At 40.2% G+C, this 23,124-nt stretch carries 24 protein-coding genes; 12 read left to right on the plus strand and 12 right to left on the minus strand.

Going from position 1 to position 23,124, the window contains the following annotated elements:
- Nucleotides 1-2: 2 nt before the first annotated feature.
- From ACC612_RS07175 to ACC612_RS07190, 4 genes are all read left to right on the plus strand, one after another.
- On the plus strand, nt 3-233 hold the full coding sequence (locus ACC612_RS07175; protein WP_371853818.1) for a hypothetical protein: 231 nt from the start codon (nt 3-5) through the stop codon (nt 231-233).
- A gap of 43 nt (nt 234-276) precedes the next feature.
- Nucleotides 277-867: a GNAT family N-acetyltransferase gene (locus ACC612_RS07180; protein WP_371853819.1), complete on the plus strand. Its 591-nt coding sequence runs from the start codon at nt 277-279 to the stop codon at nt 865-867.
- Nucleotides 868-888: 21 nt separating this feature from the next.
- Nucleotides 889-1,770: a PhzF family phenazine biosynthesis protein gene (locus ACC612_RS07185; RefSeq protein ID WP_371853820.1), complete on the plus strand. Its 882-nt coding sequence runs from the start codon at nt 889-891 to the stop codon at nt 1,768-1,770.
- Between the two features lie 246 nt (nt 1,771-2,016).
- Nucleotides 2,017-2,577, plus strand: coding sequence for a cysteine hydrolase family protein (locus ACC612_RS07190; protein ID WP_371853821.1), 561 nt, complete (start codon nt 2,017-2,019; stop codon nt 2,575-2,577).
- 148 nt (nt 2,578-2,725) lie between these two features.
- Here ACC612_RS07190 and ACC612_RS07195 read toward each other — a convergent pair whose 3' ends face one another.
- Complete coding sequence (locus ACC612_RS07195; RefSeq protein ID WP_371853822.1) at nt 2,726-3,703, minus strand: radical SAM protein; 978 nt, start codon at nt 3,701-3,703, stop codon at nt 2,726-2,728.
- A 247-nt stretch (nt 3,704-3,950) separates the two neighbouring features.
- On the opposite strand from ACC612_RS07195, the gene ACC612_RS07200 reads away from it, so the two are divergent.
- Nucleotides 3,951-4,379 (plus strand): hypothetical protein, encoded by a 429-nt coding sequence (locus ACC612_RS07200; protein ID WP_371853823.1) that lies wholly within the window; start codon nt 3,951-3,953, stop codon nt 4,377-4,379.
- A gap of 118 nt (nt 4,380-4,497) precedes the next feature.
- Nucleotides 4,498-5,301: a methyltransferase domain-containing protein gene (locus ACC612_RS07205; RefSeq protein ID WP_371853824.1), complete on the plus strand. Its 804-nt coding sequence runs from the start codon at nt 4,498-4,500 to the stop codon at nt 5,299-5,301.
- Between the two features lie 88 nt (nt 5,302-5,389).
- Here the strand turns inward: ACC612_RS07205 and ACC612_RS07210 are convergent, their stop codons facing one another.
- Complete coding sequence (locus ACC612_RS07210) at nt 5,390-6,229, minus strand: TrmB family transcriptional regulator (protein WP_371853825.1); 840 nt, start codon at nt 6,227-6,229, stop codon at nt 5,390-5,392.
- A gap of 195 nt (nt 6,230-6,424) precedes the next feature.
- Here ACC612_RS07210 and ACC612_RS07215 point away from each other — a divergent pair, with 195 nt between their 5' ends.
- From ACC612_RS07215 to ACC612_RS07225, 3 genes are read left to right on the plus strand one after another with little or no spacing between them, the layout of a single operon-like run.
- On the plus strand, nt 6,425-7,597 hold the full coding sequence (locus tag ACC612_RS07215) for a COG1361 S-layer family protein (protein WP_371853826.1): 1,173 nt from the start codon (nt 6,425-6,427) through the stop codon (nt 7,595-7,597).
- On the plus strand, nt 7,584-8,786 hold the full coding sequence (locus tag ACC612_RS07220; protein ID WP_371853827.1) for an ABC transporter permease: 1,203 nt from the start codon (nt 7,584-7,586) through the stop codon (nt 8,784-8,786). Before ACC612_RS07215 ends, ACC612_RS07220 begins: the two co-directional genes overlap by 14 nt.
- A 2-nt stretch (nt 8,787-8,788) precedes the next feature.
- Nucleotides 8,789-9,484, plus strand: coding sequence for an ABC transporter ATP-binding protein (locus tag ACC612_RS07225; RefSeq protein WP_371853828.1), 696 nt, complete (start codon nt 8,789-8,791; stop codon nt 9,482-9,484).
- 627 nt (nt 9,485-10,111) lie between these two features.
- Here ACC612_RS07225 and larC read toward each other — a convergent pair.
- The 8 genes from larC to ACC612_RS07265 all read right to left on the minus strand — a co-directional run bounded on the left by larC (nt 10,112) and on the right by ACC612_RS07265 (nt 18,261).
- On the minus strand, nt 10,112-11,302 hold the full coding sequence (gene larC / locus ACC612_RS07230) for a nickel pincer cofactor biosynthesis protein LarC (RefSeq protein WP_371853829.1): 1,191 nt from the start codon (nt 11,300-11,302) through the stop codon (nt 10,112-10,114).
- 5 nt (nt 11,303-11,307) lie between these two features.
- Entirely contained in the window at nt 11,308-12,099 is a 792-nt protein-coding gene (gene larB / locus ACC612_RS07235) for a nickel pincer cofactor biosynthesis protein LarB (protein ID WP_371853901.1), read from the minus strand.
- A 40-nt stretch (nt 12,100-12,139) separates the two neighbouring features.
- Nucleotides 12,140-13,339 (minus strand): aldo/keto reductase, encoded by a 1,200-nt coding sequence (locus ACC612_RS07240; protein ID WP_371853830.1) that lies wholly within the window; start codon nt 13,337-13,339, stop codon nt 12,140-12,142.
- Nucleotides 13,340-13,683: 344 nt separating this feature from the next.
- Entirely contained in the window at nt 13,684-14,025 is a 342-nt protein-coding gene (locus ACC612_RS07245; protein WP_371853831.1) for a cyclophilin-like fold protein, read from the minus strand.
- Nucleotides 14,026-14,214: 189 nt separating this feature from the next.
- Nucleotides 14,215-15,156 carry a DUF3737 family protein gene (locus tag ACC612_RS07250; RefSeq protein ID WP_371853832.1) on the minus strand — a complete coding sequence of 314 codons (942 nt, stop codon included), beginning with the start codon at nt 15,154-15,156 and terminating at the stop codon, nt 14,215-14,217.
- Between the two features lie 14 nt (nt 15,157-15,170).
- Nucleotides 15,171-16,154: an alpha/beta hydrolase gene (locus ACC612_RS07255; protein WP_371853833.1), complete on the minus strand. Its 984-nt coding sequence runs from the start codon at nt 16,152-16,154 to the stop codon at nt 15,171-15,173.
- A gap of 311 nt (nt 16,155-16,465) precedes the next feature.
- A complete protein-coding gene (locus tag ACC612_RS07260) occupies nt 16,466-17,593 on the minus strand; it encodes an MBL fold metallo-hydrolase (RefSeq protein ID WP_371853834.1) in 1,128 nt (375 codons plus the stop codon).
- 92 nt (nt 17,594-17,685) lie between these two features.
- The gene (locus tag ACC612_RS07265) at nt 17,686-18,261 is read right to left on the minus strand and encodes a TetR/AcrR family transcriptional regulator (RefSeq protein ID WP_371853835.1); all 576 of its coding nucleotides are present in this window, start codon (nt 18,259-18,261) and stop codon (nt 17,686-17,688) included.
- 226 nt (nt 18,262-18,487) lie between these two features.
- Between ACC612_RS07265 and ACC612_RS07270 the strand changes: the two genes are divergently transcribed.
- Both ACC612_RS07270 and ACC612_RS07275 read left to right on the plus strand, forming a co-directional pair.
- A complete protein-coding gene (locus ACC612_RS07270; protein ID WP_371853836.1) occupies nt 18,488-19,726 on the plus strand; it encodes an aldo/keto reductase in 1,239 nt (412 codons plus the stop codon).
- 52 nt (nt 19,727-19,778) lie between these two features.
- Entirely contained in the window at nt 19,779-20,357 is a 579-nt protein-coding gene (locus tag ACC612_RS07275; RefSeq protein ID WP_371853837.1) for a TetR/AcrR family transcriptional regulator, read from the plus strand.
- 35 nt (nt 20,358-20,392) lie between these two features.
- Here ACC612_RS07275 and ACC612_RS07280 read toward each other — a convergent pair whose 3' ends face one another.
- Nucleotides 20,393-21,205 carry a nitroreductase family protein gene (locus ACC612_RS07280; RefSeq protein WP_371853838.1) on the minus strand — a complete coding sequence of 271 codons (813 nt, stop codon included), beginning with the start codon at nt 21,203-21,205 and terminating at the stop codon, nt 20,393-20,395.
- Nucleotides 21,206-21,286: 81 nt separating this feature from the next.
- Nucleotides 21,287-22,222, minus strand: a complete 936-nt coding sequence (locus ACC612_RS07285) for an SAM-dependent methyltransferase (RefSeq protein WP_371853839.1) — start codon at nt 22,220-22,222, stop codon at nt 21,287-21,289.
- A 190-nt stretch (nt 22,223-22,412) separates the two neighbouring features.
- Between ACC612_RS07285 and ACC612_RS07290 the strand changes: the two genes are divergently transcribed.
- The gene (locus tag ACC612_RS07290) at nt 22,413-23,072 is read left to right on the plus strand and encodes a TetR/AcrR family transcriptional regulator (protein WP_371853840.1); all 660 of its coding nucleotides are present in this window, start codon (nt 22,413-22,415) and stop codon (nt 23,070-23,072) included.
- Nucleotides 23,073-23,124 lie beyond the last annotated feature (52 nt).

A 23,124-nucleotide genomic window follows, 5' to 3' on the forward strand; every position in this document is an offset into this window, starting at 1 on the left:
GCATGGATAAAAGTTCGAACAATAAAGGAAAATACTCGCTGATTGCCAGCATCCTTTCCTCACTTTTGCTCGTGATCATTTTTGCAGGCCTTGCCGTAACTGTGAACAGTTCCAGAGCTGTGCCTTTGTACAGCCAGGTGGATATCATTGCGGGCATGGTGTTCGTGTTTGTATTGAGCATGATAGTATCAGCTTCAGTGTGGCCTGAGATAATTGAGAAAAAGCTACGTTGATTCTGAAATTATTACTGATTTTACTTTTTTGGATGATTTTCTCATGAAAAAAGGCAACATCGAAATAGTTACTGATGATTTCACTTTAAGGCTATGGGAAGATGAAGATGCAGAGATGCTTGCAGCTATTGCGAACAATAAAAAAATAGCCGATAATTTAAGGGATGGTTTTCCTAATCCATATTCTATTGACGATGCCAGGAAATTCATTCACCTCTGTAGGCAGAATGAAGGTATTTCCAAAGCATTTGCTATTGTAATAAATGGTGTTGTTGCAGGCAGCATAGCTGCGTACTTCAAAGAAAATGTACAACGCAGGAATGCAGAACTCGGTTATTTTCTGGCTGAAGAATATTGGGGAAAGGGGCTCATGCCAAAGGTGGTCAGGTGTATGACACAGTACCTGTTCGAGAACTTCGACATTATCAGGGTTTATGCACAGCCTTTTGCCAGAAATACAGCTTCAAGAAGAGTCCTTGAAAAAGCGGGTTTCAGGCTTGAAGCCGTCCTTAAAAATAATATTATCAAAAACAATGTTGTCCAGGATGGCTGTATATATGCTGTCCTTAAAGATGAGTTTAGGAGTACAGTTGAGTGTACTTATTTGACCTGTGATCCAGAAGACATGCCGTAATCCTGAATTGAAAGGGATTCTATGAGAGAATACAATTACAAAAAAATTGATGCTTTTACGTCAGAAAAATCCCTGGGTAATCCTGCAGCATGTATTTATCTGGATGACAATCAAACGCTCACGGATGAGGAAACGCTGAATATTGCAAAGCAGCATAAAGGGTTTGTATCAGAGGTTGTATATTGCAAAAAATCCCACAAATTCCAGTTTGAGCTTACATACTATTCTTCAGAGTGTGAAGTAGATTTTTGCGGACACGGAACCATTGCCTGCATGTACAGCCTACTTAAAAGCACTCCACAGCTCCTTTCCCTGAATGAGCTGGTCATTCATACCCGCAGAAAAGGTGCTTTGAAGGTCTATAATAAAATAACCGAGCAGGATGCTGTATACATATCAGCTCCTGAGCCAAAATTTATCGGAACAAAGCTGTCTGTGGAAATCATTGCAGAGAATATAGGATTGGAAAGCTCTAATATATCAAATCAGTATCCCGTTGATGTAATTGATGCAGGGCTTTCGACCCTGATCCTTCCTGTAGAAACCCTTGCAGCTGAACTTAATCTCTTTCCGGATGAACAAAGTCTTAAGATATTCTGCATGGAAAATGCAATTGACATCATATTGGTCTTTTCAATGGAAGTAAAGAATACTAGAAATTTTGCTCATACAAGGGTCTTCTCTCCTAAATTCGGTTACCTGGAAGATCCTGCCACGGGCTCAGGTAACAGTGCTTTTGGTTACTATATGCTAAAGAACAAGATGTGGACCGGCAATGATATTTCTATTGAGCAAGGCGGAACAAGCATGGAATTCAATACCGTAAAACTAAGAACTCTAAACGGTACTTTGCTTTTCGGTGGTAGTGCCACAGATCGTATTACAGGTAAATACTATCTGTAGGAGAAAATACCTTCCACAGGTTAAATTTCAAATATAAGTTGATATTAGTTATTTTTACCGAAAAGTTGGGCAAAAAGCACGATAGAACTTCGAGTGATTACAACAGATTACATGGAAATAATAAAAAATTGGCCTTCATATATTACAGAAACCGGTGACAGAATTCACGTAATACAAGGTAATAATATTGAGTTTATTAATATGGAATTGGATAAAACTAAATTTACAATATATAGAGGGATATCAATGAGCATTGCATTGTTGTTAACAGATATACAAAAAGACTACTTCCCCGATGGCAGGATGGAGGTACCTGGTTCTGTCAAGGCAAGTCATGCTGCACAAAGATTGCTGGATTTTTTCAGGGTACGTGATTTGCCAATAATCCACATTCAGCATATATCAACACGAAAAGGAGCTACATTCTTTCTGCCGGATACGGATGGAATAGCTTTCCATGAGAGTGTCTTGCCTCGTTCAAATGAAGTCGTTATCAAAAAACATTTTCCAAACAGCTTCCGGGACACGGTCTTAAGCGAGCATCTCCGAACCAGTGGGATTAAAGAACTTATTATATGCGGAATGATGTCACAGATGTGTATTGATGCAACCGTCAGGGCGGCGTTTGATAAAGGATATGAGTGCACTGTAGGATTCGATGCGTGTGCAGCGAGAGATTTGACTTTCAATGGTGGAAATATAGATGCAAAAGACGTTCATGGTGCTTTTATGGCGGCGTTGGGAAGTGTTTATGCAAATATTCTCAGTGTCAATGAAATAATAGAACGCCTGAATAAATGTACCTAATCACTTCCTTTTATGGAAAGGTTCCCAAGGTGTGAAGCTATTATTTCATCTTTCGGTTTATTTTTACGGATGTATCTATCCTCTGCACTAGCAAATCCAGATTTAAATCAATTACTTAGTGCTACGGAATGAGACTCATAAAGAACAATTACATATCACTATGAGGATTCAGGTCGCATCCTGTGCATGGCAGGCACATGGTCTGGAACGTATCGGCCCGCAGACCGTATTCATCCAACTTTTCACGCAGGAAGCGTGTCAAGCACATAAGCCTTTCACCGGATGGCCTTTCTATAAATGCCTCTCCTTTTCTGAGGGGATGCGGACTGGCAGCCCTTAGGATAGGAACTACTCCCATGGACACAAGTTCCTCAATGCCTTTCATAGCAGATTCATCGGTTTCACCCAGGCCGATTATAAAATTCGAGCAAACTTTATTGCGTCCGAAGATCTCCACACCTTCACGCAGACCCGCAAGCACATCTTCCAGACCGCCTCCGGGACACACTTTGTTGAATACTTCCCGGTCCATGGTCTCGACGTTATATTTAAGTTCATCAGCACCGGCATCTTTGAGCCTGCGGGTGGAATCCTGTGTGGGATAAACTGAGACACCTATGGGCACAGTGTATTTTTCCCTAAGCCTGCGGATGAGCTCTTCGGCTCTGTTAACTTCATTTTCTGGTGATATTTCTACACCTGATGTTATGGATATAGCATGCATCCTACCGGTGGCATGGGCCTTTTCTATCATTGTAAGCATCTCGTCCATGGTCTTGACCTTACCCTGCAGTCTGGGCACCGGACAGAACTTACAGTCAAAGATGCACTTCTCACACATGGTAATAAAAGCCTGGTCCGGGCAGTGGATGAGTTCTTCTTCAATTATACCACGGGCGATTTCCCGGCCATCTTTCATAATCACAAGCTCTCCATTTTCTTTTTTACCTTTGAGAAGAGATTCAGAGTTGATGCCAAGGCGCACCCTATGGCCATTGGAATTAAAGAAAAAGGCAAGCTTTCCAGCACCTGGACCTGCTGTAGGTATGGTGGTGCGGCCCAGCAGAGAGGGGTCCATATCCACGGAACCTGCGGCAATGAGTTCTGCTTTTACTTCTGGTCTCATGATCTTACCGATAAGATTAATGCTTTACAACTGTGCTACGAAATACTTGATACTTTCTGTTCCAAGGCCTGTTAGGAAGGTCATGACCGTTATAACAGCATTTATAGTATTTGTTTTCAGTAAAATATTAAGTAAGAAAAAGAGTAAAAAAACTCATATTATATAATATGTAACTTTTTTCAATGCAATAGTAATTTATAGGTATAGAGAGCATTTTATGCAAAGAGCCTAAAAGATGGTGAGACAAGTGTCAAATGATATAGTAATGGGCCCGGCATGTAATATGCTCTCAAAGGAATTGGAGAAGCCAACCGGGTTTAATATTGTAATTACATTGCTACTATTAGGATCACTTGCACAGCTTATTCAAATCATGCCTCAAATACCGGCTTTCATATTAGGAAAAATTGTATATGGGTTTGTGGGCACAATATTTGCTTTCATCTTTGGAATTGTCGGATTATTTCTCACATATGGATTCTATAAGCTCAAAAGGATTGCGTTGACTTTTGGACTGCCATGGCTCTTGTTTGAGGCTGTCAATGGATTGCTTGCATTTTTCATATTCCCTCCAATAACGATTAACTCTTTGATCATAATAGCAGCCAGCTCTTTGATAACATCAATTCCAGTGCTGTTGTACATTAATTCTAAAAAGGAATATTTCATTTGCTGATATTCCTTGATGATTCTTTTAGCTTCTTCTTGTATATGATCCAATGATCGCAGACAGTACTCTAATATAAGTGAAAGTCTAATGGGATTTTCACAATTAGAAAAAAAGTAGGGAGAATATGAGCAATAAATATGTCCACGGCTATTCTGAAAGAGAAGCTTTAAGGTTGCACGACCAGGCCACAACATTGGAAGAACTGTTGCACAGCGATACTCATTACCAGCCAAGGGAAAAAGTCCTGGAAGCAGGATGCGGTATAGGAGCACAGACAGTGATTCTATCAAAGAATAGCCCGGATGCTGATATCACTTCTATTGACATTTCTGAAAATTCGCTTAAGCTGGCCATGCAACGGGCTAAGGAGCATGGTGTTTCCAATGTTACCTTCAGGCAGGCAGACATTTTCGATCTGCCATTTGAGGATGAGAGCTTTGACCATGTTTTCGTGTGCTTTGTACTGGAACATCTGGAGCAGCCTCTGGAAGCCCTGAAGAAACTCATGAGAGTGCTGAAAAAAGATGGCACCATAACGGTCATTGAAGGAGATCACGGCTCATGTTTTTTCCACCCGGAGACAGAGGCAGCACTTAAGGCATGGAACAGCCTGGTAGTTTCACAGGCTATGCTTGGAGGCAATTCCCTAATAGGCAGACAGGTTTATCCTCTGCTTAGCAAAGCAGGTTTCAGGGACGTGAAAGTCTCGCCACGTATGGTCTACAGCGATGCCAGCCGCCCCCACATGGAAGAAGGATTCGTGAGACTTACCATCATCCCTATGGTAGAAGGTGTGAGGGAAAAAGCAATTGAAATGGGTATCATTGATGCGGAAACTTTTGAGAAAGGAATAAAGGATTTGCACAAAACAGCTTCAGAAGAGGGAACTTTTAACTATATGTTCTTTAAAGGGATGGGGAGGAAATGAAGGAGAAAAAACAAAAGAATATTACTTTTCTAATTTTTTATGCACAATCCCATGAGCATTTATGTCACTGCGGATTATTAAGTGTTAATCAGAATGACCTATATGTTTCGCTATTCTCCCACAATTCTTGAAATTTATTATGAAGCTCCTTTGACATTGTCTTATTGTAGATTTTAATCATTCCAAATGTTTTGTCTGAATTTATCGGATCGTTGATTTCTAGTATAACCAAATGTCCATCAATTAAAATAAATTTGTGAGTAGTATCTAGTGACCTTATTTCAAGGTATTTAGCAACATTCTGCAGTATCAATTCATCTTTGATAGATTCATGTAACTGTTTCAATGATGCCGATAGAACCGGATTGGAATCAATAATTTTGATCGATATTCCTTTTTGGATCAAAGGAAGAAGCGCATCATGGAACATCGAAGAAAACATATCTTTGAATTGCTCAGATTCTATTGATTTAATCCTTCTTGGGACAACAACACAGATTTCTTTTTTTGCTTCCTGGTAGGCTCGTTTGATAAGCCTCATAACTTCTTTAGTTCCCATGGCAGCTGACCAAAAGTTATTCTCTTTTTCGGTTTGACTGCTGAAATTAGATAATCTATCTTCAATATTATCTATTGTTTCCCTAAATGTATCCAACTCTCTGTTTATTTCATTTTCTTTTCGTATATAATAACTCTCAAATGCAATATCTGTCTCCACAGCACGATATTTTTTTGGTCTCGAATGCTGGACTTCAATAAATCCCATATTCTCCAGGTTTTCTAGAACAGCATATATCTTACCCATAGGTATCTTTGATCTTCTAGACAATTCTGTGGCGTCTATAATTCCTTCCTTCAATGTAGTCAAATATGCAACAGCTTCGTATTTATTGAATCCGAGATTCCTCAGTAATTGTTCATCTTCCACGATTTAACCTACCCATGGTTTATTAGAGAGTGAAATTTCTAAATATAAACAACTAGTTAGTTGTTTATATATATATTACACATTTTGATGTTGTACCAATAATTGTGATCAATCCCATTACATTGAACTAAAACAGCATCCAATAACACAGATCAATAGAACTGGATTGGCAAAATAGTAAGAACAGGTGTTCTAATGAAACAAAATTTACAACATATCGGTTTATTCATGGGTATTCTATTATTGTTTGTTATAAGTACCTCAATGGTTTGTTCTGCAGGTGTCAATGGCATTGGAATAACTACTATAGAAATCACGCCTCAACCAGCAGAGCCGGGAAACGATGTAACTCTTAAAATAAGGGTCATCAACGAAGGCGTAAAGAGCATAGAAGACTTTTCAGTAAAAATAGATATCAAGTATCCATTTTATTTGAAGAGTGAAAGTAAGAATTTTGAGAACAAGAGAACATTAAGTGTTGGATCATCGATCGATAACACCTATTATCTGACTGTGGATTCCAATGCCAGTTCTGGAATTTATCCAATAGAGTTCGATGTTTATGTCGATGATGTGATCCTTAATCCTTCTGACAACAATGTTTATGTACAGATTATAGGGAAACCTGATCTCACTATAAAAACTGATGCCATTGATAAAATATCTCCTGGATATACGTTTCCATTGCAGCTATCAGTGAAAAATGTTGGTACTGGCATAGCTAAGAACATAAAAATTAGTTCAGAATCTGAAAATGTTTTGATTCTTGGTTCTAACATTGAATTGATCAATAAAATAATGCCCACAGAAACATCACAAACAGAATTAAATTTCATCGTAAAAAATGATCAGGATCCCGACGCCTATCAATTTCCTGTTAAGCTCGAATATATTGATGAGCAGGGAAACAATTACACATCAACTTACAATATTGGGATTAATATACTAAACAGGGCAGAGATTGGAATTCAGAGTATAAAGATCACACCTACTCAAATCACACCTCTGGACGAAGTTCACATTGCGGGCATTATAGAGAATACAGGAAATGGTGATGCTAGACAAGTGCTTGTACAATTGACAACTGAAGAAGGAAATTACAAGTCTTTTGTGGGACAGCTTAAATCTGACGATGATGCACCATTCTATTTTGATCTTAACCCGGGGTCCGCGGGTAAGAAGAACTTTAACCTGACCATTTCCTATTCTGATGATTTTGATTCACATGAAGTTCATCATACAATACCCGTGGAAGTTAACAGACCTAAGAGCAATTTGATTTTTACTCTTGCTTTAATTGCAATCATAGCCGGATCTGTGATCTATCTGGTATTAAAAAAGAGGCAGGTTAAAAATGGACAAGAATGATTTTAAAGTAATGGCTTTTCTAGCATATAAGAATCTCACTAAAAGTAAGGTTACTTTCATGGTTATTGTTGCCGTAATGGCAATGAGTTTTCTTTCTATTACTTTCTTTGCATCGATCATTGACGGTCTTGGGTACGAATTTGAGGAGGGGATGATCAGGGGACAAACTGGACATCTGATGATCGAACCTCAGGAAGATGAACTTTATATTTCAGGTTCAGGAAACCTTGTAAAAGATATCAGAAGAATTCCTGGAGTAGTAGGGGTTGCACGAAGGCTGGATGCCAGTACAGTGGCAAGACATGAAAATATAGAGATAGGAAATCCTGTTCTTTTTATAGAGCCTGAAAATGAGAAACATGTGTCTGATTACTGGAACAGTGTTATTGTAGGTGAGTATCTTTCCGAAAAAGATACTGATGAAATGCTTATAGGAGCAAATTTGGTAAAATCGTATGCTGAAGAAGGGGACACTCAAAAGAGATTTGATGTGGATATAGGAGATAAGATCATATTAAGCTTTAGCAACGGGTTTGTAAAAGAATACAACATAAAAGGAATATACAAAACTGGGTCAAGGTTTGTCGATGATAAAATAATAGTCAACTTTGACCAGTACCACACGATATTTAATTCTACAAATGATATTGCATCTAATATTCTAATAGCACTCCCAGATAGAGGACTGGAAGAAACTTATACAGAAGAAATTGTGGATCTTGGAGTCAGTGAACAAATCAATAAATGGCAGACAAAGATGGGTGCCATCAATCAATTTGTTGGAAGTCTCCAGATAACGAATAAGATAACCGGTACAATCGGGCTTCTAACTGCTTTTGCAACAATATACATCATTATATTCATCAACGTTACAAATAAAAGAAAACAAATTGGAATACTCAAAGCAGTTGGCATTAAAAAACAAATAATCCTGGGATCTTATATTCTTCAGTCATTAGCCTATGGTATAACAGGAGTTATAATTGGAAACCTGGTAATGAAACTGTTACTATTACTTCTGGCAATACATCCACTGAGCATGCCCATTGGGCCGGTAGTTCCTATTTTGACTACAGAGCGACTTGTGACTACCAGTTTCACGCTTATACTGGCATCAGTAGTAGCAGGACTTTTTCCATCGAGAAAGGCGGCAGATGAGAACATACTGGATGCAATATTTGGAGGGTAAACATGGAAAGGACAATGATCAGAACCCAGCATCTTGAAAGATTTTATGTCACGGGTGCCGTAAAGACCTACGCTCTCAGAGATATCAGTATTGAAATAAAGGAGGGAGAGTTTGTTGCCATTATGGGGAAGAGCGGAAGTGGCAAAAGCACTCTATTGCATCAGCTGGGACTTCTGGATAAGCCTACAAAAGGAAGTATAACCATAGATGGACATGACGTCATCAACATTTCTGAGAAAGAGAGGACTTGGTTCAGACTCCATGAGTTAGGTTATGTTTTTCAGTCATATAACCTGATACCAGAACTTACAGCTATTGAAAATGTTTATATTACGGCAATGGCCAGGAATCTGAACAGAGAAGAGTACGAGAAAATGGCAGAGGAGATACTTGCTGCAGTGGGGCTTGAAGATCGGATGTATCATTACCCTTCCGAGCTTTCTGGTGGTCAGCAGCAGAGAGTGTCCATTGCAAGAGCATTAGTCAATAAGCCAAAAATCCTTTTTGCAGATGAGCCAACGGCTAATCTTGATTCTGCATCCTCGGAGGATGTTATAAATCTGTTCAAAAAATTCAATGAGGAGATCAGACAAACTATAGTAATGGTTACGCATGAGAAAGATGAAGGTGAGAAAGCAGACCGTATTATCTGGGTTAAGGACGGACTAGTAGATAGAGATAAAATGCAGGGTCTTTGAACTACTATAAGCCATCAGCTTGGAAAGGTATCTCCGATTCACCTTGAATAAAATGATAACTGAATTGAAGGAGGAACATACATGGTTAAAGAATGTAAATTCAGGCTATGTAGAAATCCTCTCTTTTCGAGGAACTAATCAAATTGACATTTTTACGAAATATGTCTGTATATACCGTTCCATAACAGATATTTTCAGGCGAAAGATGTTGGTTTTAATAGGTTTTCTACATAGCTCTACTGAAATCAGCGAGGATTTCCATTCATTGAATGTTTTTTTCAGATGAAACTATAATCCATTCCACTACACAGAAATAGGGAGGATGTAGCTGAAAAGTATCTACATCTCTTTATAGACACTCATTTCCCTTACTAATTTCCTGATTTTTTTGGTTATAGCCTGCTTCTCTTGTCTAATTGAATAGGAAGGCGTTGCAATATTTAATACTTCATATATGCAGATTCAAACGAACCTGAGAATGTAAACTTACATCATGCTGTAAGCCATCACCAAAACGTTATTCAACTCAGCTCCAGCATTACTTTAAATGGTCTAACACCTACAATATTTCTATATGGTATGTATATGTCATACAGCTTTTTACTCAACTTAAGTCGCTTGAGAATTTTAGAAGAAGAGCTTTCTTGCAGCCTCCTCTGCCCTTCTCATAACTTCTTTTACAGGAATGCTGCTTGTTTTTGCAATTTTCTTGCAATCCTCAAACTCGGCAGAGATATTGAGCAGAACACCTTCAGAGTCACTGGCAATCTTGATCGCAGTTTCATATATTTCCCCTTCAATCTCAAATTTAAGTGACTCCATTCTCCTGGCAGCCATTAACCTGTGTCGCGTCGGAATAACTCTTACTCCCAGGGATCCAGTCTCTATAATGATCTTCCTGGCGAGCTTTGCGCTGTCCTCTGGTTTTGCAATGACCTTGATAATATGAGCAGGTCGGCCTTTTTTCATTGTTGCCGGGATAATTGCAACATCTCTCGCCCCCATAGCAAGCAATTCCTCGAACAGGTTACCCAGTACTTCTCCACTCACATCGTCAGCATTGGTCTCAAGTACTTCTATCATATCCGGGATCAGGCAGGAATCCAACTCCGAAATTACTCCCTGGAGCACGTTGGGCCCGTTAAGTTCTGTATCTCCAGCTCCGTAGCCTATTGAAATTACCCTGCCCTGGGGAAAAGTTTCCACAGGTCTTGCAAAATGAGAAAGAATAGCAGCTCCAGTTGGAGTCAGAAGTTCTTTTTGCTCATTACCACCTCTGAAATAGAGTTTTCCTTTCCTGAGCAGTTCAAGGGTCGCCGGAGCTGGTACTGGTAGAGTTCCATGTGCGCATTCTATTGTCCCGCTTCCCACATTGATGGGAGTGCAGTAAACAGAATCACATGCAAGGGAATGGATAGCTGCCGAAGAGCCAATTACATCTGCAAGGGCATCACTTTGTCCCACCTCATGAAAATGGAGTTTTTCAAGATCATCTACTCCATGAACCAAGCTTTCAGCTTCTGCCATCTTCAAAAAAATATCAAGAGCACTTGCCTCCACTCGGGAAGGCAGTTTTGACTCCTTTATCAAGTCCACAAGTTCAGGATATGTGCGTGCATGCTCTCTTTCAGGTACATTTATCCTGACATCCAGAGCTTTAATGCCTTTTTTTACAACTTCCTTTATATCAACAGATACAGGTGCAGAAGCTTCTATGAGTTCTTTTACGGCTTCCCTGTCAGCTCCGAGGTCCAGAGTGCATCCAAGGATCATATCTCCGGCTGCTCCGGAAAAAGGATTGAATATCAGTGATCTCATAATCTTTATTCCTGTTTTATCTTCAATTCAGTTCCTGCAGCTGCAATCATGTTTGCTATCCTTGCTGCATATGCTCCTGCAACGAAACCAGCATCAATATTTACAACTGCAAGTGTAGAACAGGATTGGAGCATCGACAGCAAAGCAGCTTCTCCTTTGCCACCTGCCCCATAGCCTGTGGAAACCGGAAGGCCTATCACTGGTACGTCGACCAGTCCCGATACTATCGTGGGAAGTGTGCCTTCCCTTCCTGCTGCAACCACGATGGCTCCTGGATTCTTCGATTTCAAATTCTGAAGTTCCGGAACGAGTCTGTGGATCCCTGCGACTCCCACATCGTACACCGCAACAGTTTCACATCCCATCTCGGAAGCTACAACCTTTGCTTCTTCTGCGGCTGGAATATCTGCAGTGCCTGCAGAGATAATCCCCACAACTCCCCCGGTTCTGGGAGCAGGAGTACCATCATGGACTACAACTGTACGGGCCCGACTGTTCCACTCAAGTTCATCGTCAGTAAATGCTGCCTTCAGGGCTTCAAGATGTTTTGCAGATACTCGTGTGATAAGAGCTCTCTTGCTCTGCGAGACCATGACCCTTGCAATTGCCACAACACTACTTGGCTCTTTGCAATCCGCAAGAATAGCCTCTATGACTCCTGTTCTGTTTTTTCTGTGAGAATCAATTTTTGCGATATCCGAATAGGACACAAAACCAAGACTACGGATCAGTTGCTCCGCAGTCTTTTGATCTATATTTCCATCTTTGACGTCTGTCAGTATATCAGTGAGTTCCATGTAGCACCCTTTACCTGGAAAATTCGGATCTTCCTGGTCGTTAGACCTGCTTGAACATCTCTCTTGCCATAGCAGCTCTCTGCTCAAGATCGGCCCCTTCAAGTTCTTTTACAACTGATTCAAGAACTATTGGTATGTCAATGTGCTGTGGACATTTCTCAAGACACTGTCCGCACTGGATACACAGGGATGCAAACTCAGGTTCTCCGAGAGCGACAGCACCTCCCAACCGTGCAGCATACATGAATTTTTCTCCTTCAGGATTGTCCACCAGTGCAAGATTGTTATAATGCTCAAAACAAAGTGGAATGTTCACACCTGCGGGACAGGGCATGCAATACTGACAACTTGTACATCCCACTTTCATCAGTTCACGATACTTGTTTTCAACTCTCTTTACAAGCTGCAGTTCCCCTTCTGTCAGTGAATCTGGATATGCCTGTTCTGCTATTCTGAGGTTCTCCTCAACATGAGCCTCCTCGTTCATACCGGAAAGAATCACGGTGACCTCGGGGTGGTTCCATACCCAGCGGAGAGCCCATTCTGCAGGTGATCTCTTTGTCGGAGCTTCTTTCCAGATTTCTTTTACAGCCTTAGGTACGTTCTTTGTAAGGTTCCCTCCGCGAAGGGGTTCCATTATAACAACGCCAAGACCCTTTGAAGCTGCATATTCCAGACCCTTTGTACCTGCCTGGTTCTTTTCGTCTAGGAAGTTGTACTGGATCTGGCAGAAGTCCCAGTCATAAGCATCCACTATCCGGTTGAAATCTTCTGATGCACCGTGGAAGGAGAAACCTGCATTAATGATACGTCCGTCAAGTTTGGCTTTGTTGAGGAAATCGACCACACCTAATTTTTCAACATTATCCCACAGGTCACCAACGAGGGCATGTATGAGATAGTAATCTATATGATCGGTATTCAGTTTCTCAAGCTGGGCATTGAGGAACTTATCCATATCTTCACGCTTCTCTACAAGCCACGAGGGAAGTTTTGTTGCAATCTTCACTTTCTCACGGTACCCATCGGCAAGGGCACGACCCAGAAATGGCTCGCTTGCTCCCATGTGGTATGGCCAGGCCGTATCCATATAGTTCACTCCCTGGTCAATTGCATAGCGTACCTGTTTGGTTGCTCTTTCTTCATCTATGCTGCCGTCTTCCTTTGAGGCGAGGCGCATGGCACCAAAACCAAGTATCGAAAGCTCATCACCATTCTTTGGCATTTTTCTATACAGCATTTTTAGTTCTCCTTTTATTTCGATTTGTCTAAGTATTATAATATAATGACTGAACAGTCAGTCACACTTGTATTTGTTAGTATATATTTGCTTTGATTGACCAATCACTCATTGAAAAAAATGAAAAATTATTTTCCAGTCAGATGTTGACTGAATACATTTTCATTGATCAGACTGGTAGTTTCATGTATTTCACTGGAATGCGAAAAAGTACCTATCCGAATTTTCGTTGTGTCTTCTCCAAAACTCGTAAATTCTTCTTTAGTCAAAAAGATCATCCTCTCTGTTCAGTATATCTTTAATTGTTGGTTTTTATCATTTCCAGACCGCGATTTTGCTTATGTTTACACTTTGTTGATCTGTATCGTACCTGACATGTTTTTAATATGCTCGCCGCCTGATATGACATATCCTAACTCATATAATCCACCTACAGAGCCAAAGCTATCATAAAACATTACCACGTCTCCCCATGGAGCATAATATGCAAGCGTTCCAAACCGTGCATTTGCCAGGGGCGTGTTAGTTGTATCGAGTTTTTGGGGTGGATAAAATATCTTTTCATTACTGCTGTAATCTTCAACATCGACCGCTAAAGGCAATTGTTCATAGAGTTCTTTTGCAGCGTTCCCATCATTGAGTTCAAAGATCGTTGTTTCTCCATTTGCTTGAATACTGATTATCATTCCTGTTTCCTCCCTTCCTTGTCTAGTTCCATCGTGTTCATCTTCTGATTGATTACTGGTGTTTCTTTGATCCTCATGTTCAATGCATCCCATCACTAAATTTACCAGCAAAAAAACTCCAAAACAAATTACGATGAATTTTGTTCCATTATATTTGGGAGTAATTTTCATTGACAAAGCCTCACCTTGTTATGTTTCTTGCACAGACAGATCGTTTTTGTTGAAAACATTTCCATTATAAGTATCCGAATTGTGAATTTTTTCATTAAACAGCTCTTTCCGGATTTCGATGACACATGAAGCATCTTCTGGTTGATTCTTATCCAATATCACTTTTCCAATCGAATCCGCAATGATATGTCCGCGGCATGGATTTTTTATACTTGTTATCGAACCTGTAATTGCAGCATGAACATCGCTGTATTCAAAGGCAAGATCACAATCGATCATTTCGCAATCTTCCAGAATCAAGCCTTTTGCATAACAAAGCGGCTGGGTTCCGATTATTTTACACCGGACAAGTTTGAGATTTTCAGAGTACCAACCGAGGTATTCACCTTTTACAATACTGTCTGAGACTGTGACATTTTTGCAGTGCCAGAAAGCATCTTTTGTATCCAGACGGGAATTCCGGATCTCGACATTTTCCACATACTGAAAAGAGTATTTACCGTTCAATACAAAGTTATCAAGCATGATATCTGAGCTGTAGAAGAATGGATATTCAGACTCAAGCTCTGTATTCTTTATCGTTATTCTGCGTGATAACCATCCAAATTCGGATGAATGGATACTACAATTTTCAATAGTGATATCTTCGCATTCCCTTACAGCTTTAATGCCTGCAATATGACTTTCTTTTATTGTCACATGTTTGCTATACCATAATGCAGCACGGCATGTTTCTGTCATACGGCTATTTTCAATATGAGCGTTCCTGACATGCCAGAATGGATAACGAAGCCTGAAGTCACAATCTGAAACGTATATGTCTGCACTTTCCTTTAAAGCAGATTCTCCATCGCGAGGGCCATCAAAGATGCAACGAGTGATTGTCGCTTCATGTGTGCCGTACAGGGCACGCTCTTCATCCATTGTCAAGTCGTTAAACGCATTAGTTTTTTGACTCATTATTTGAACCTTTTTTATGCTAGATTTTCTTTGAAGAATGATTCCAGTTTGTCAAATGGGATCATATCAGTCCTATCATACAGATCGATATGTCTTGCACCGGGAACAATGTAGAGTTCTTTGGGTTCAGCAGCCATTTCATAGGCATCTTCACTAAAATATCTGGAATGAGCATTCTCACCAATGATGAACAGAATTGGTCTTGGTGAAATCGTATCAATGTAGTTCAGCAAAGGGAAGTTCATGAATGACATGCTACTTGTCGCAGTGAATGCACCTATTGAATTCGGATGATGTCCGCGTTTCATTCCATAATATTCAAAAAACTCACTTGAAATAGGATCTAATCCTTCGGGAATAGCATCAACAGGCTCTTTAGGGAAACCTATTGACACTTCTGGATTACCATTTTTAAAATCTTTCCAACGCTGTTCACCTAGTTGAACAAAGATTTGAGCACGCTGTTCATCAGTCATTGAATCTTCCCAGCCTTTTCTCATTACTCTGCTCATGTCATACATACTTACAGTGGCAACGGCTTTTAGACGGAGATCAACCTGCGCTGCTGTAATTGCAAATCCACCACTGCCACAGATACCGATAGCACCGATCCTGGTTCTGTCCACGAAAGGACGTGTTCCGAGGAAATCTACTCCTGCACTGAAATCTTCAACAAATATATCCGGAGATGAAATATGTCTTGGTTCACCACCACATTCTCCGTTATATGATTCATCGAATGCAATGGCAACAAATCCTCTTTCTGCCATATTCTGTGCATAGATGCCAGCACCTTGCTCTTTTACACCACCATAAGGCGTTCCTATAACAAGTGCCGGATATTGCTTAGACTTGTCCATATCTTTTGACAGGTACATGTCTGCTGCAACGGTAATTCCGTACCTGTTCTTATAGGATACTTTTTCTACAGTTACCTTTTCACTGAGTTCAAAGGTTTTCCCATTAGATTCATTTTTAGATTCCATATTTTCCGACATTTTTAGTTCTCCTTTTATGTTATGACTCAGATCAAATCCTCTATTTTCTTTTTCTGGAAGTGTTATATATTCAACAAATAATGTGATTGAGTAATCAGTCACGATTTTTTGCACAACTTCAAATAGGGAAGAGTATTAAAGAGTGACTAATCAGTCAGGTCTATGATATGTATCCTGGTATATAAAGATAAGCATTACAGGAAATAATATAATAGGAATAATGAATCGAAGTTCCTCTCCATTTTTCCTCAATGATACAAGGCTTCTCAATGTTCTCTGCTAACGATAAACCTGGATTATGTAGTTCCATGTCAGATATCCCACCACGAAGCAGGAGGCATTTGCATGTCTGAATCTAACAGTACTGTCTCACCAATCTTCGGGACAATTATATTTACTTCTCTTTCATTTGCTTCTTCTAGTGCCCTTTCTATTGGTTCATTCCAACCATGATTAGCTAATGTAAATGCTCCCCAATGCGTCAACATCATAGTCTTACCATTCACATCCAGGTTAGCCTGAACAGATTGCTCCGGCACCATATGAATATCTGCCCAACGCCGGTCATATTGGGCACCTTCGATCAAGGTTATATTGAAAGGTCCGTATTGGTTCCCGATATCCTTAAAATGTGGACCGTATCCACCGTCTCCACTGGTATATATTCGGGTTTTGTTTCCCAGAATGACCCATCCACCCCAGAGTGTACTATTAATATTAAATGGATCTCTTCCTGAAAAATGTCTTGCAGGTGTCAAAGCAACGGTTAAGCCCTGATACTCCGTTTCTTCCCACCAATTGAGTTCAGTAACTTTTTCTTCTGGAATACCCCATCTAACCAAATGGGCACTAACCCCAAGTGGAACAAAGAAATGTGATGTTTTGTTGTTTAGTTTTACAATAGACTGATAATCTAAGTGGTCATAATGGTCATGTGTAATAAAAACTACATCAATAGGTGGCATATCCTCAATAAGATGCAGCATTATATCTTCACTGTATTCATATCTTTTAATTCCCACAAATGAAACAGGTGACGCAATGTTACTCAGCATAGGGTCTATCAATAACTTTTTATTATCAACGCTAAGCAGAAAAGCAGAGTGTCCAAACCAGGTCAGACTATCATTTTCACTTTTTATTTTGTTCCAGTCAATGGCCGAAACAGGAATCGGAACCGTCGGATTGCGGGCTTTAGCTTCTGAAGTAGACTCCTCATTAGTTGATGAAGAGTATGAGGAATTTATAGCCAACTCCATAGGATACTCATTAATAAATTTTCCATTAACATAATTATTCAAATTTTGATACATTTCCTTTTGTTCTTTCGTTGGATTACCACCGAAAGCTGGGTGTATGTTCATAAATAAAATAATACCTACACAAAGTAGAAGCAAAAAACAGAATAAATGAAACACAGTCTTTTTGATTTTGATCATTTTCCGATCCATCTATTCATTTTTCATGATATGAGTCCCTGTCGAGCTGATTCTAGAGCTACCGGTCACTCACTAATGTGATGAAAAAAATATTATTTTTTGGCCAGACCTTCCCAGACAATCTTAAATCCATCTTCAATAACCTTATCTTTGTCCTGTGGTTCTGAATCCAGAATTAAGTTCACCACTGTCCTGCTGGATTGATAGAACATTGCAATGACCAGTTCTGCAGAATAATCCTTAATATCGCCATTTGCTATTCCTTCTTTCACAAGATCATGAAGGAAAACATATTCTTTCATGACTACTTCACGGGTATAGTTTGTTATGTAAGGAGAAGAGCAGAACTGTCCGACAAAAAGAAAATCTTCTGGATTGTAGAGTCCCCATTCAATCATATTGTACCAGATTTTCTTTAATTTATCATGAAAGGTGCTCTGTGTCTGGAGATCTTCCCCCATGCTGCGACTTAATTTTCCCTTCACATCAAAATACAGACCATTGATGAGATCCTCTTTAGTAGGGAAATAATTGAATAAAGTGCCTGTGGCTACACCTGCTTCTTTTGAAATCTGGGCAGTGGATGTTCCGTGGAAGCCTCTTTCAGTAAAAAGCTTCAGAGCTGCTTGCAGAAGGGCTGCTTTTTTGTCTTCAACCTGTTTTTTCATGAATTATCTCTGAGATTGACTAATTAGTCATTTATGTAATAATAAAAAGGTTTTAAATAAATAGTTTATGGTGCTTTTCCTTAAATTTGTAAAAGCATCAGCCCTCAACCTGCATCAACATCTCGACTCCTCCTTAAAGCAAAAAATACGGAAATTCTAAATACTTCAAAGCACAATACTAGATTGACTAATCAGTCTAGTGGTAATAGGATTGGAGACAGAACAAATGCTCTACAGAGAAGTGCCTAAAAGAGGAGACAAATTATCGATACTCGGACTTGGAGCCATGAGGCTTCCCGAAAAGGATGGTGCTATTGATCGACAGAAAGCTACAGCCCTTGTCCGCCATGCAATTGACAGCGGAATAAATTATGTTGATACCGCATGGACCTACCATAAAGATCAGAGCGAAGCCTTTCTTGGAGAAGCCCTGTCAGATGGCTATCGTGAAAAAGTAAGACTTGCCACAAAAATGCCACACTGGCTTGTTAAGGACCAGCAGGACATGGATAAATTATTGAGTATCCAGTTAAACAGGCTACGTACTGATCATATTGATTACTACTTCATTCATTCCCTCACAGCAGGCGGCTGGAAGAAAATAAAAGAAAAAGGAGTTCTGGAATTCCTTGACAGAGCAAAAAAGGATGGAAGTATAAGGAATGCCGGTTTTTCTTTCCATGATAATGTTGAAGTTTTTAAAGAAATCGTTGATTCCTATGACTGGGATGTCTGTCTGATACAGTATAATTTCCTTGATGAGAAACACCAGGCAGGAACAGAAGGTTTGAAATACGCAGCAATGAAAGGTATTGCTGTTATCGTGATGGAACCTCTGCGCGGTGGAAGCCTTGTCAGGAACATACCACTTGAGGTGGCAAAGATATGGAATGAAGTAGATGTCAAAAGAACACCTGCACAGTGGGCTCTCAGATGGATCTGGAACCATCCGGAAGTTACTCTTGTTCTCTCAGGCATGAACGAAATATCTCAGGTAGATGAGAATATCAGGACAGCATCAGAGGGGTATCCGTATTCACTGACAGAAAAGGAGCTGGAGACCGTCCAAAGAGTTGCAGAAAAGTATAGGAACCTTATGATGATACCGTGCACAGGCTGCGGGTATTGTATGCCATGTCCTGTCGGCGTTGATATACCTGGATGTTTTGACCTGTACAACAGTAAGATGATATTCAAGGGCATAAGTGATCATGATACACAATACAGGTATCTCATACATCAGATGGGTATTCTTGGAAAGAACAGCGCTGCTTCCCTTTGTGTGGAATGTGGGAAATGCAAGAAGCATTGTCCTCAGCATATTGATATACCTGAAAAGATGAAAGAAGTGGAAGCCCAATTCGAAAAGCCGATAACAAAACTCACCGCTAAGACCATGAAGTTGATACTGCCACTTTTCAGGCAAGTAACTCTACTGCGAAACCGGCAAAGTAGCAAGAACTAGAAGCAAGAGACAGATATTTAAAAATAACAAAAACCTGCATTCATTAAATCACATGACCGAGAAGCAAACCGATAAAAGACAGGCAATCCTTGATACTGCTCTGCTACTTTTCACAGAACGGGGATTTCATGGCACTCCGACATCATTGATAGCAAAGGAAGCTGGAGTGGCAACTGGCACGCTTTTCCATTATTTCAAAACGAAAGAAGAACTTATAGAGACTCTGTACCTTGATATAAAGAAAGAATCAGGATCAGTGTTAAGTGAAGCAGCCAGAACAAATGGCAGCTGCATGGAAATACTGGATAATATTGGCATGGAATTTGCCAAATGGGGTCTTGAAAACCCCAGAAAGATACATTTCATGCAACAGTTCTGCTACTCACCCTTTATTTCAAAAGCTGCGCATGAGGAAGGTATTTCAAATTTTGCATTTCTCCACGACCAGATAGAAACAGGGATAAAAGAAGGCTGGATAAGGAATTATCCGCCTGAAGTAATAATCTCCATAGTCTCATCCGGGCTCATGTCCGCAATTCTTGCCGCTTCACGCGAGAAAGCTCCAAAGAAGCAACATGCTGTTCTAAGCCAATCCATCGATCTGATACTGCATGGAATTATGAAAGAGTGAATGTTACCTCATTCACCCATTCCCCATGCAAAGAGTTACTGCCACATTACTTCAAGAGGCTTCCTGCGAGGAATTCCATACACTTTATATTTCGGATGGCCGAACATCATTGCATAAGCACATTTTCGTCCGGCAGGCAGGCCAAGTTCTTCCTGCAGAGGAGCATAGAATGTAGCAGCAGCCGCGACAAAGCCCGCCCAGCAAGTACCGATTCCAAATGCCGGTGCAGCTATATCAAAATGCGTAAGGGCAATAATGGCATCAACCGGCGCAAGCAGATTATCTTCAGGTATATGAGCAAAAAGCAGATGCGGGGCTCCCCGACAAATAGGATCTTCTCCCTGTTCCCATGCAGAAATAAGCATTGGAACAAAACTGCTCATTGGATGTGGAGTATTTTCCAGACTTCTCATCCATTCTATAGTGAGTCCTGCAATCTTTTTTACTTTCTCCGGGTCATGGATTACCAGCCACTGAACCGGCTGCCCGTTGCATCCGGAAGCAGCATAACAGGCAATATCAAGAACTTCAAGGATTTTCTCCTGCGGCACAGGCTTTTTGATAAAATGGCGCACAGACCTGCGTTTCTTTAGATTGAATTCCATATCCTTTTGAGAAATGTTGCCTGCATCGGCAGGAAGTACAACTTTCTCTTCCGGACGAAGATTAAGTACAAGAGCCTGAGACGGGCAGAAAACCTCACAGTGTCCACAGTAAATGCAATGTGCAACATTTTTTTCCTGCACCTGAGGGATTCCATCAGTTAAATCGATTATATCTGAAGAACATACCTTTACACAAATACCACATTGTGTACACAGATCCTGATTTACAATTAGGAATGTCATAAATTATCAAATCCTGGTCAGAGTTAATGTAATCAGCCAGTATTTATTTACTTCTCTTTTTTATTTGCCGGCGAATGTTTATTATTTGACTACTGCATGGGCAAAATATGATCGGCAGCACACTGGCCGGCTTTCATTGACTCCATGGAAATAGGCTTTCTTATAATCCTTACTGTTTACACTGCAAACGTGGGAAAAACCTCGTTGGATAAGAAATGACTCTAGCATTCCGTCCATGATGCCAAATTTTTGAGTTTCTCCATGTTGTGCCATGTCTTTTATACCATTCTTTATTTCGTTCTGATCGCACGCCTTACATTTAATCCCACATATTCCATCTGTCCTGTCAATACTGGATTTGTAGACATAATCGAAGATGATGGCACTCCCAGTACCGGAGTTTTTTACGATGAATGACAACATATCATCCACGGCTTTTGGCTCAAGGTAATAGATGAGTCCTTCCATTATGAAAACAGTCTTTTGAAACTTTTCATATCCATGTTCTATCAACCGCTGCCCATAATTTTCGGTTTCAAAATCCACCGAAACATATGTAACGTGATCTGGGAGCGAGCCAAAAATATCTTTAATCTTTTCCATTTTCACGTTTTGAGTTCCTGGTTGATCAACCTCAAAAACTCTAACTTTGTCTCTTAATCCTTCTATTCTGTATGCTCGGGTATCGTACCCTGCACCTAGGATGACCAGTTGCTCAAGCCCATCATCAACAAACCCTTTTAAGAAATCATCAAAATATCTAACTCTTGCTGCTAATGAATTGTGAACCCCAGGGAATGGAGTTTTAGATGGGTTATGAGCAGCCATTTCCATAAACATCGCATATTGTGGGCTAAGAAACCGAACAGCATAGGGATCATAACATATGCGTTCACCCTCTGGCTTGAGAGATTCAAGCGCTCTGACAAAAGCTACGTTCTCGGCTGTAAGACTTGATCCTTTTTTCTTTTCTCCGATTTCAACCATTTTGTTTTCTGTATTGTTCGCTTTTTCCATAATGTCTCATCTCCTAGAACCTGATTCTGCTTATCTTGATTCTGATATCCCAATTTCTTCGGATTTTTTGCCATAGCCGATAGGCATCATAACGTTAGTACTTTATAGTAATTAAAGTTACTTAATAGTAACTTTAGTGCTTTAGTGGTAAGTTATATATGAATTGACACCAAAGCTTGAGAGGGTGATCATGTTGTCGAAAATGCTTCCAGAGTACAGAGAAGAGGCTAAAAAGAGAATCGTTGAAGCAGGACTGGAGGTAATGTGTGAGAAAGGATACTGTAATACCACAATGGAAGATATCGCCCGTCGCCTTGATGTCAGTAAACCAGCACTTTACCGTTATTTTAAGAATAAGGACGAACTGGTCGTAGAAAGTGCAAATTACCTGCAGACACAGTATCGCGATATAAAATCTGTCCAGAATTCCGACATATGCCCGATTGATGCATGGATAGAGATCTTTGACCAGATTATGTCATCTGACCCCAAAATTCATGCGTTGTATTTCGATATTCTCGGGATGACGGTGCACAAACCAGAAGTCATGATACGATCTGTCGAAGGCATGAAGCACGGTATTGACCAGCCGGCCCGTGAAATTACAGAACAGCAAGAGAAAGGACTTATTTCTTCCAGGACAGATCCGCGCACCCTTGCGGTCGCTATCGCGTCATTATTCAACGGCATGCGGGTTCTTATTCTTCTTGGTGTTGATTGGAATGAAGTCCGTTCCCGATGGATCGAAATAATCCAGGGTCTATTTGGAATAAGTGTAAAACATGCACAATGCCCCATGGATTGTGAGCGATTTAAGGATTGTAATAATAGATTACAGAACACGGAGTAATCTGAAATCTCATTCACTTTTCGTGTTTCGAGACATCTCAGCAAAAACGGAT

The organism is Methanomethylovorans sp. (assembly GCF_041447285.1).
Taxonomy (GTDB): Archaea; Halobacteriota; Methanosarcinia; order Methanosarcinales; family Methanosarcinaceae; genus Methanomethylovorans.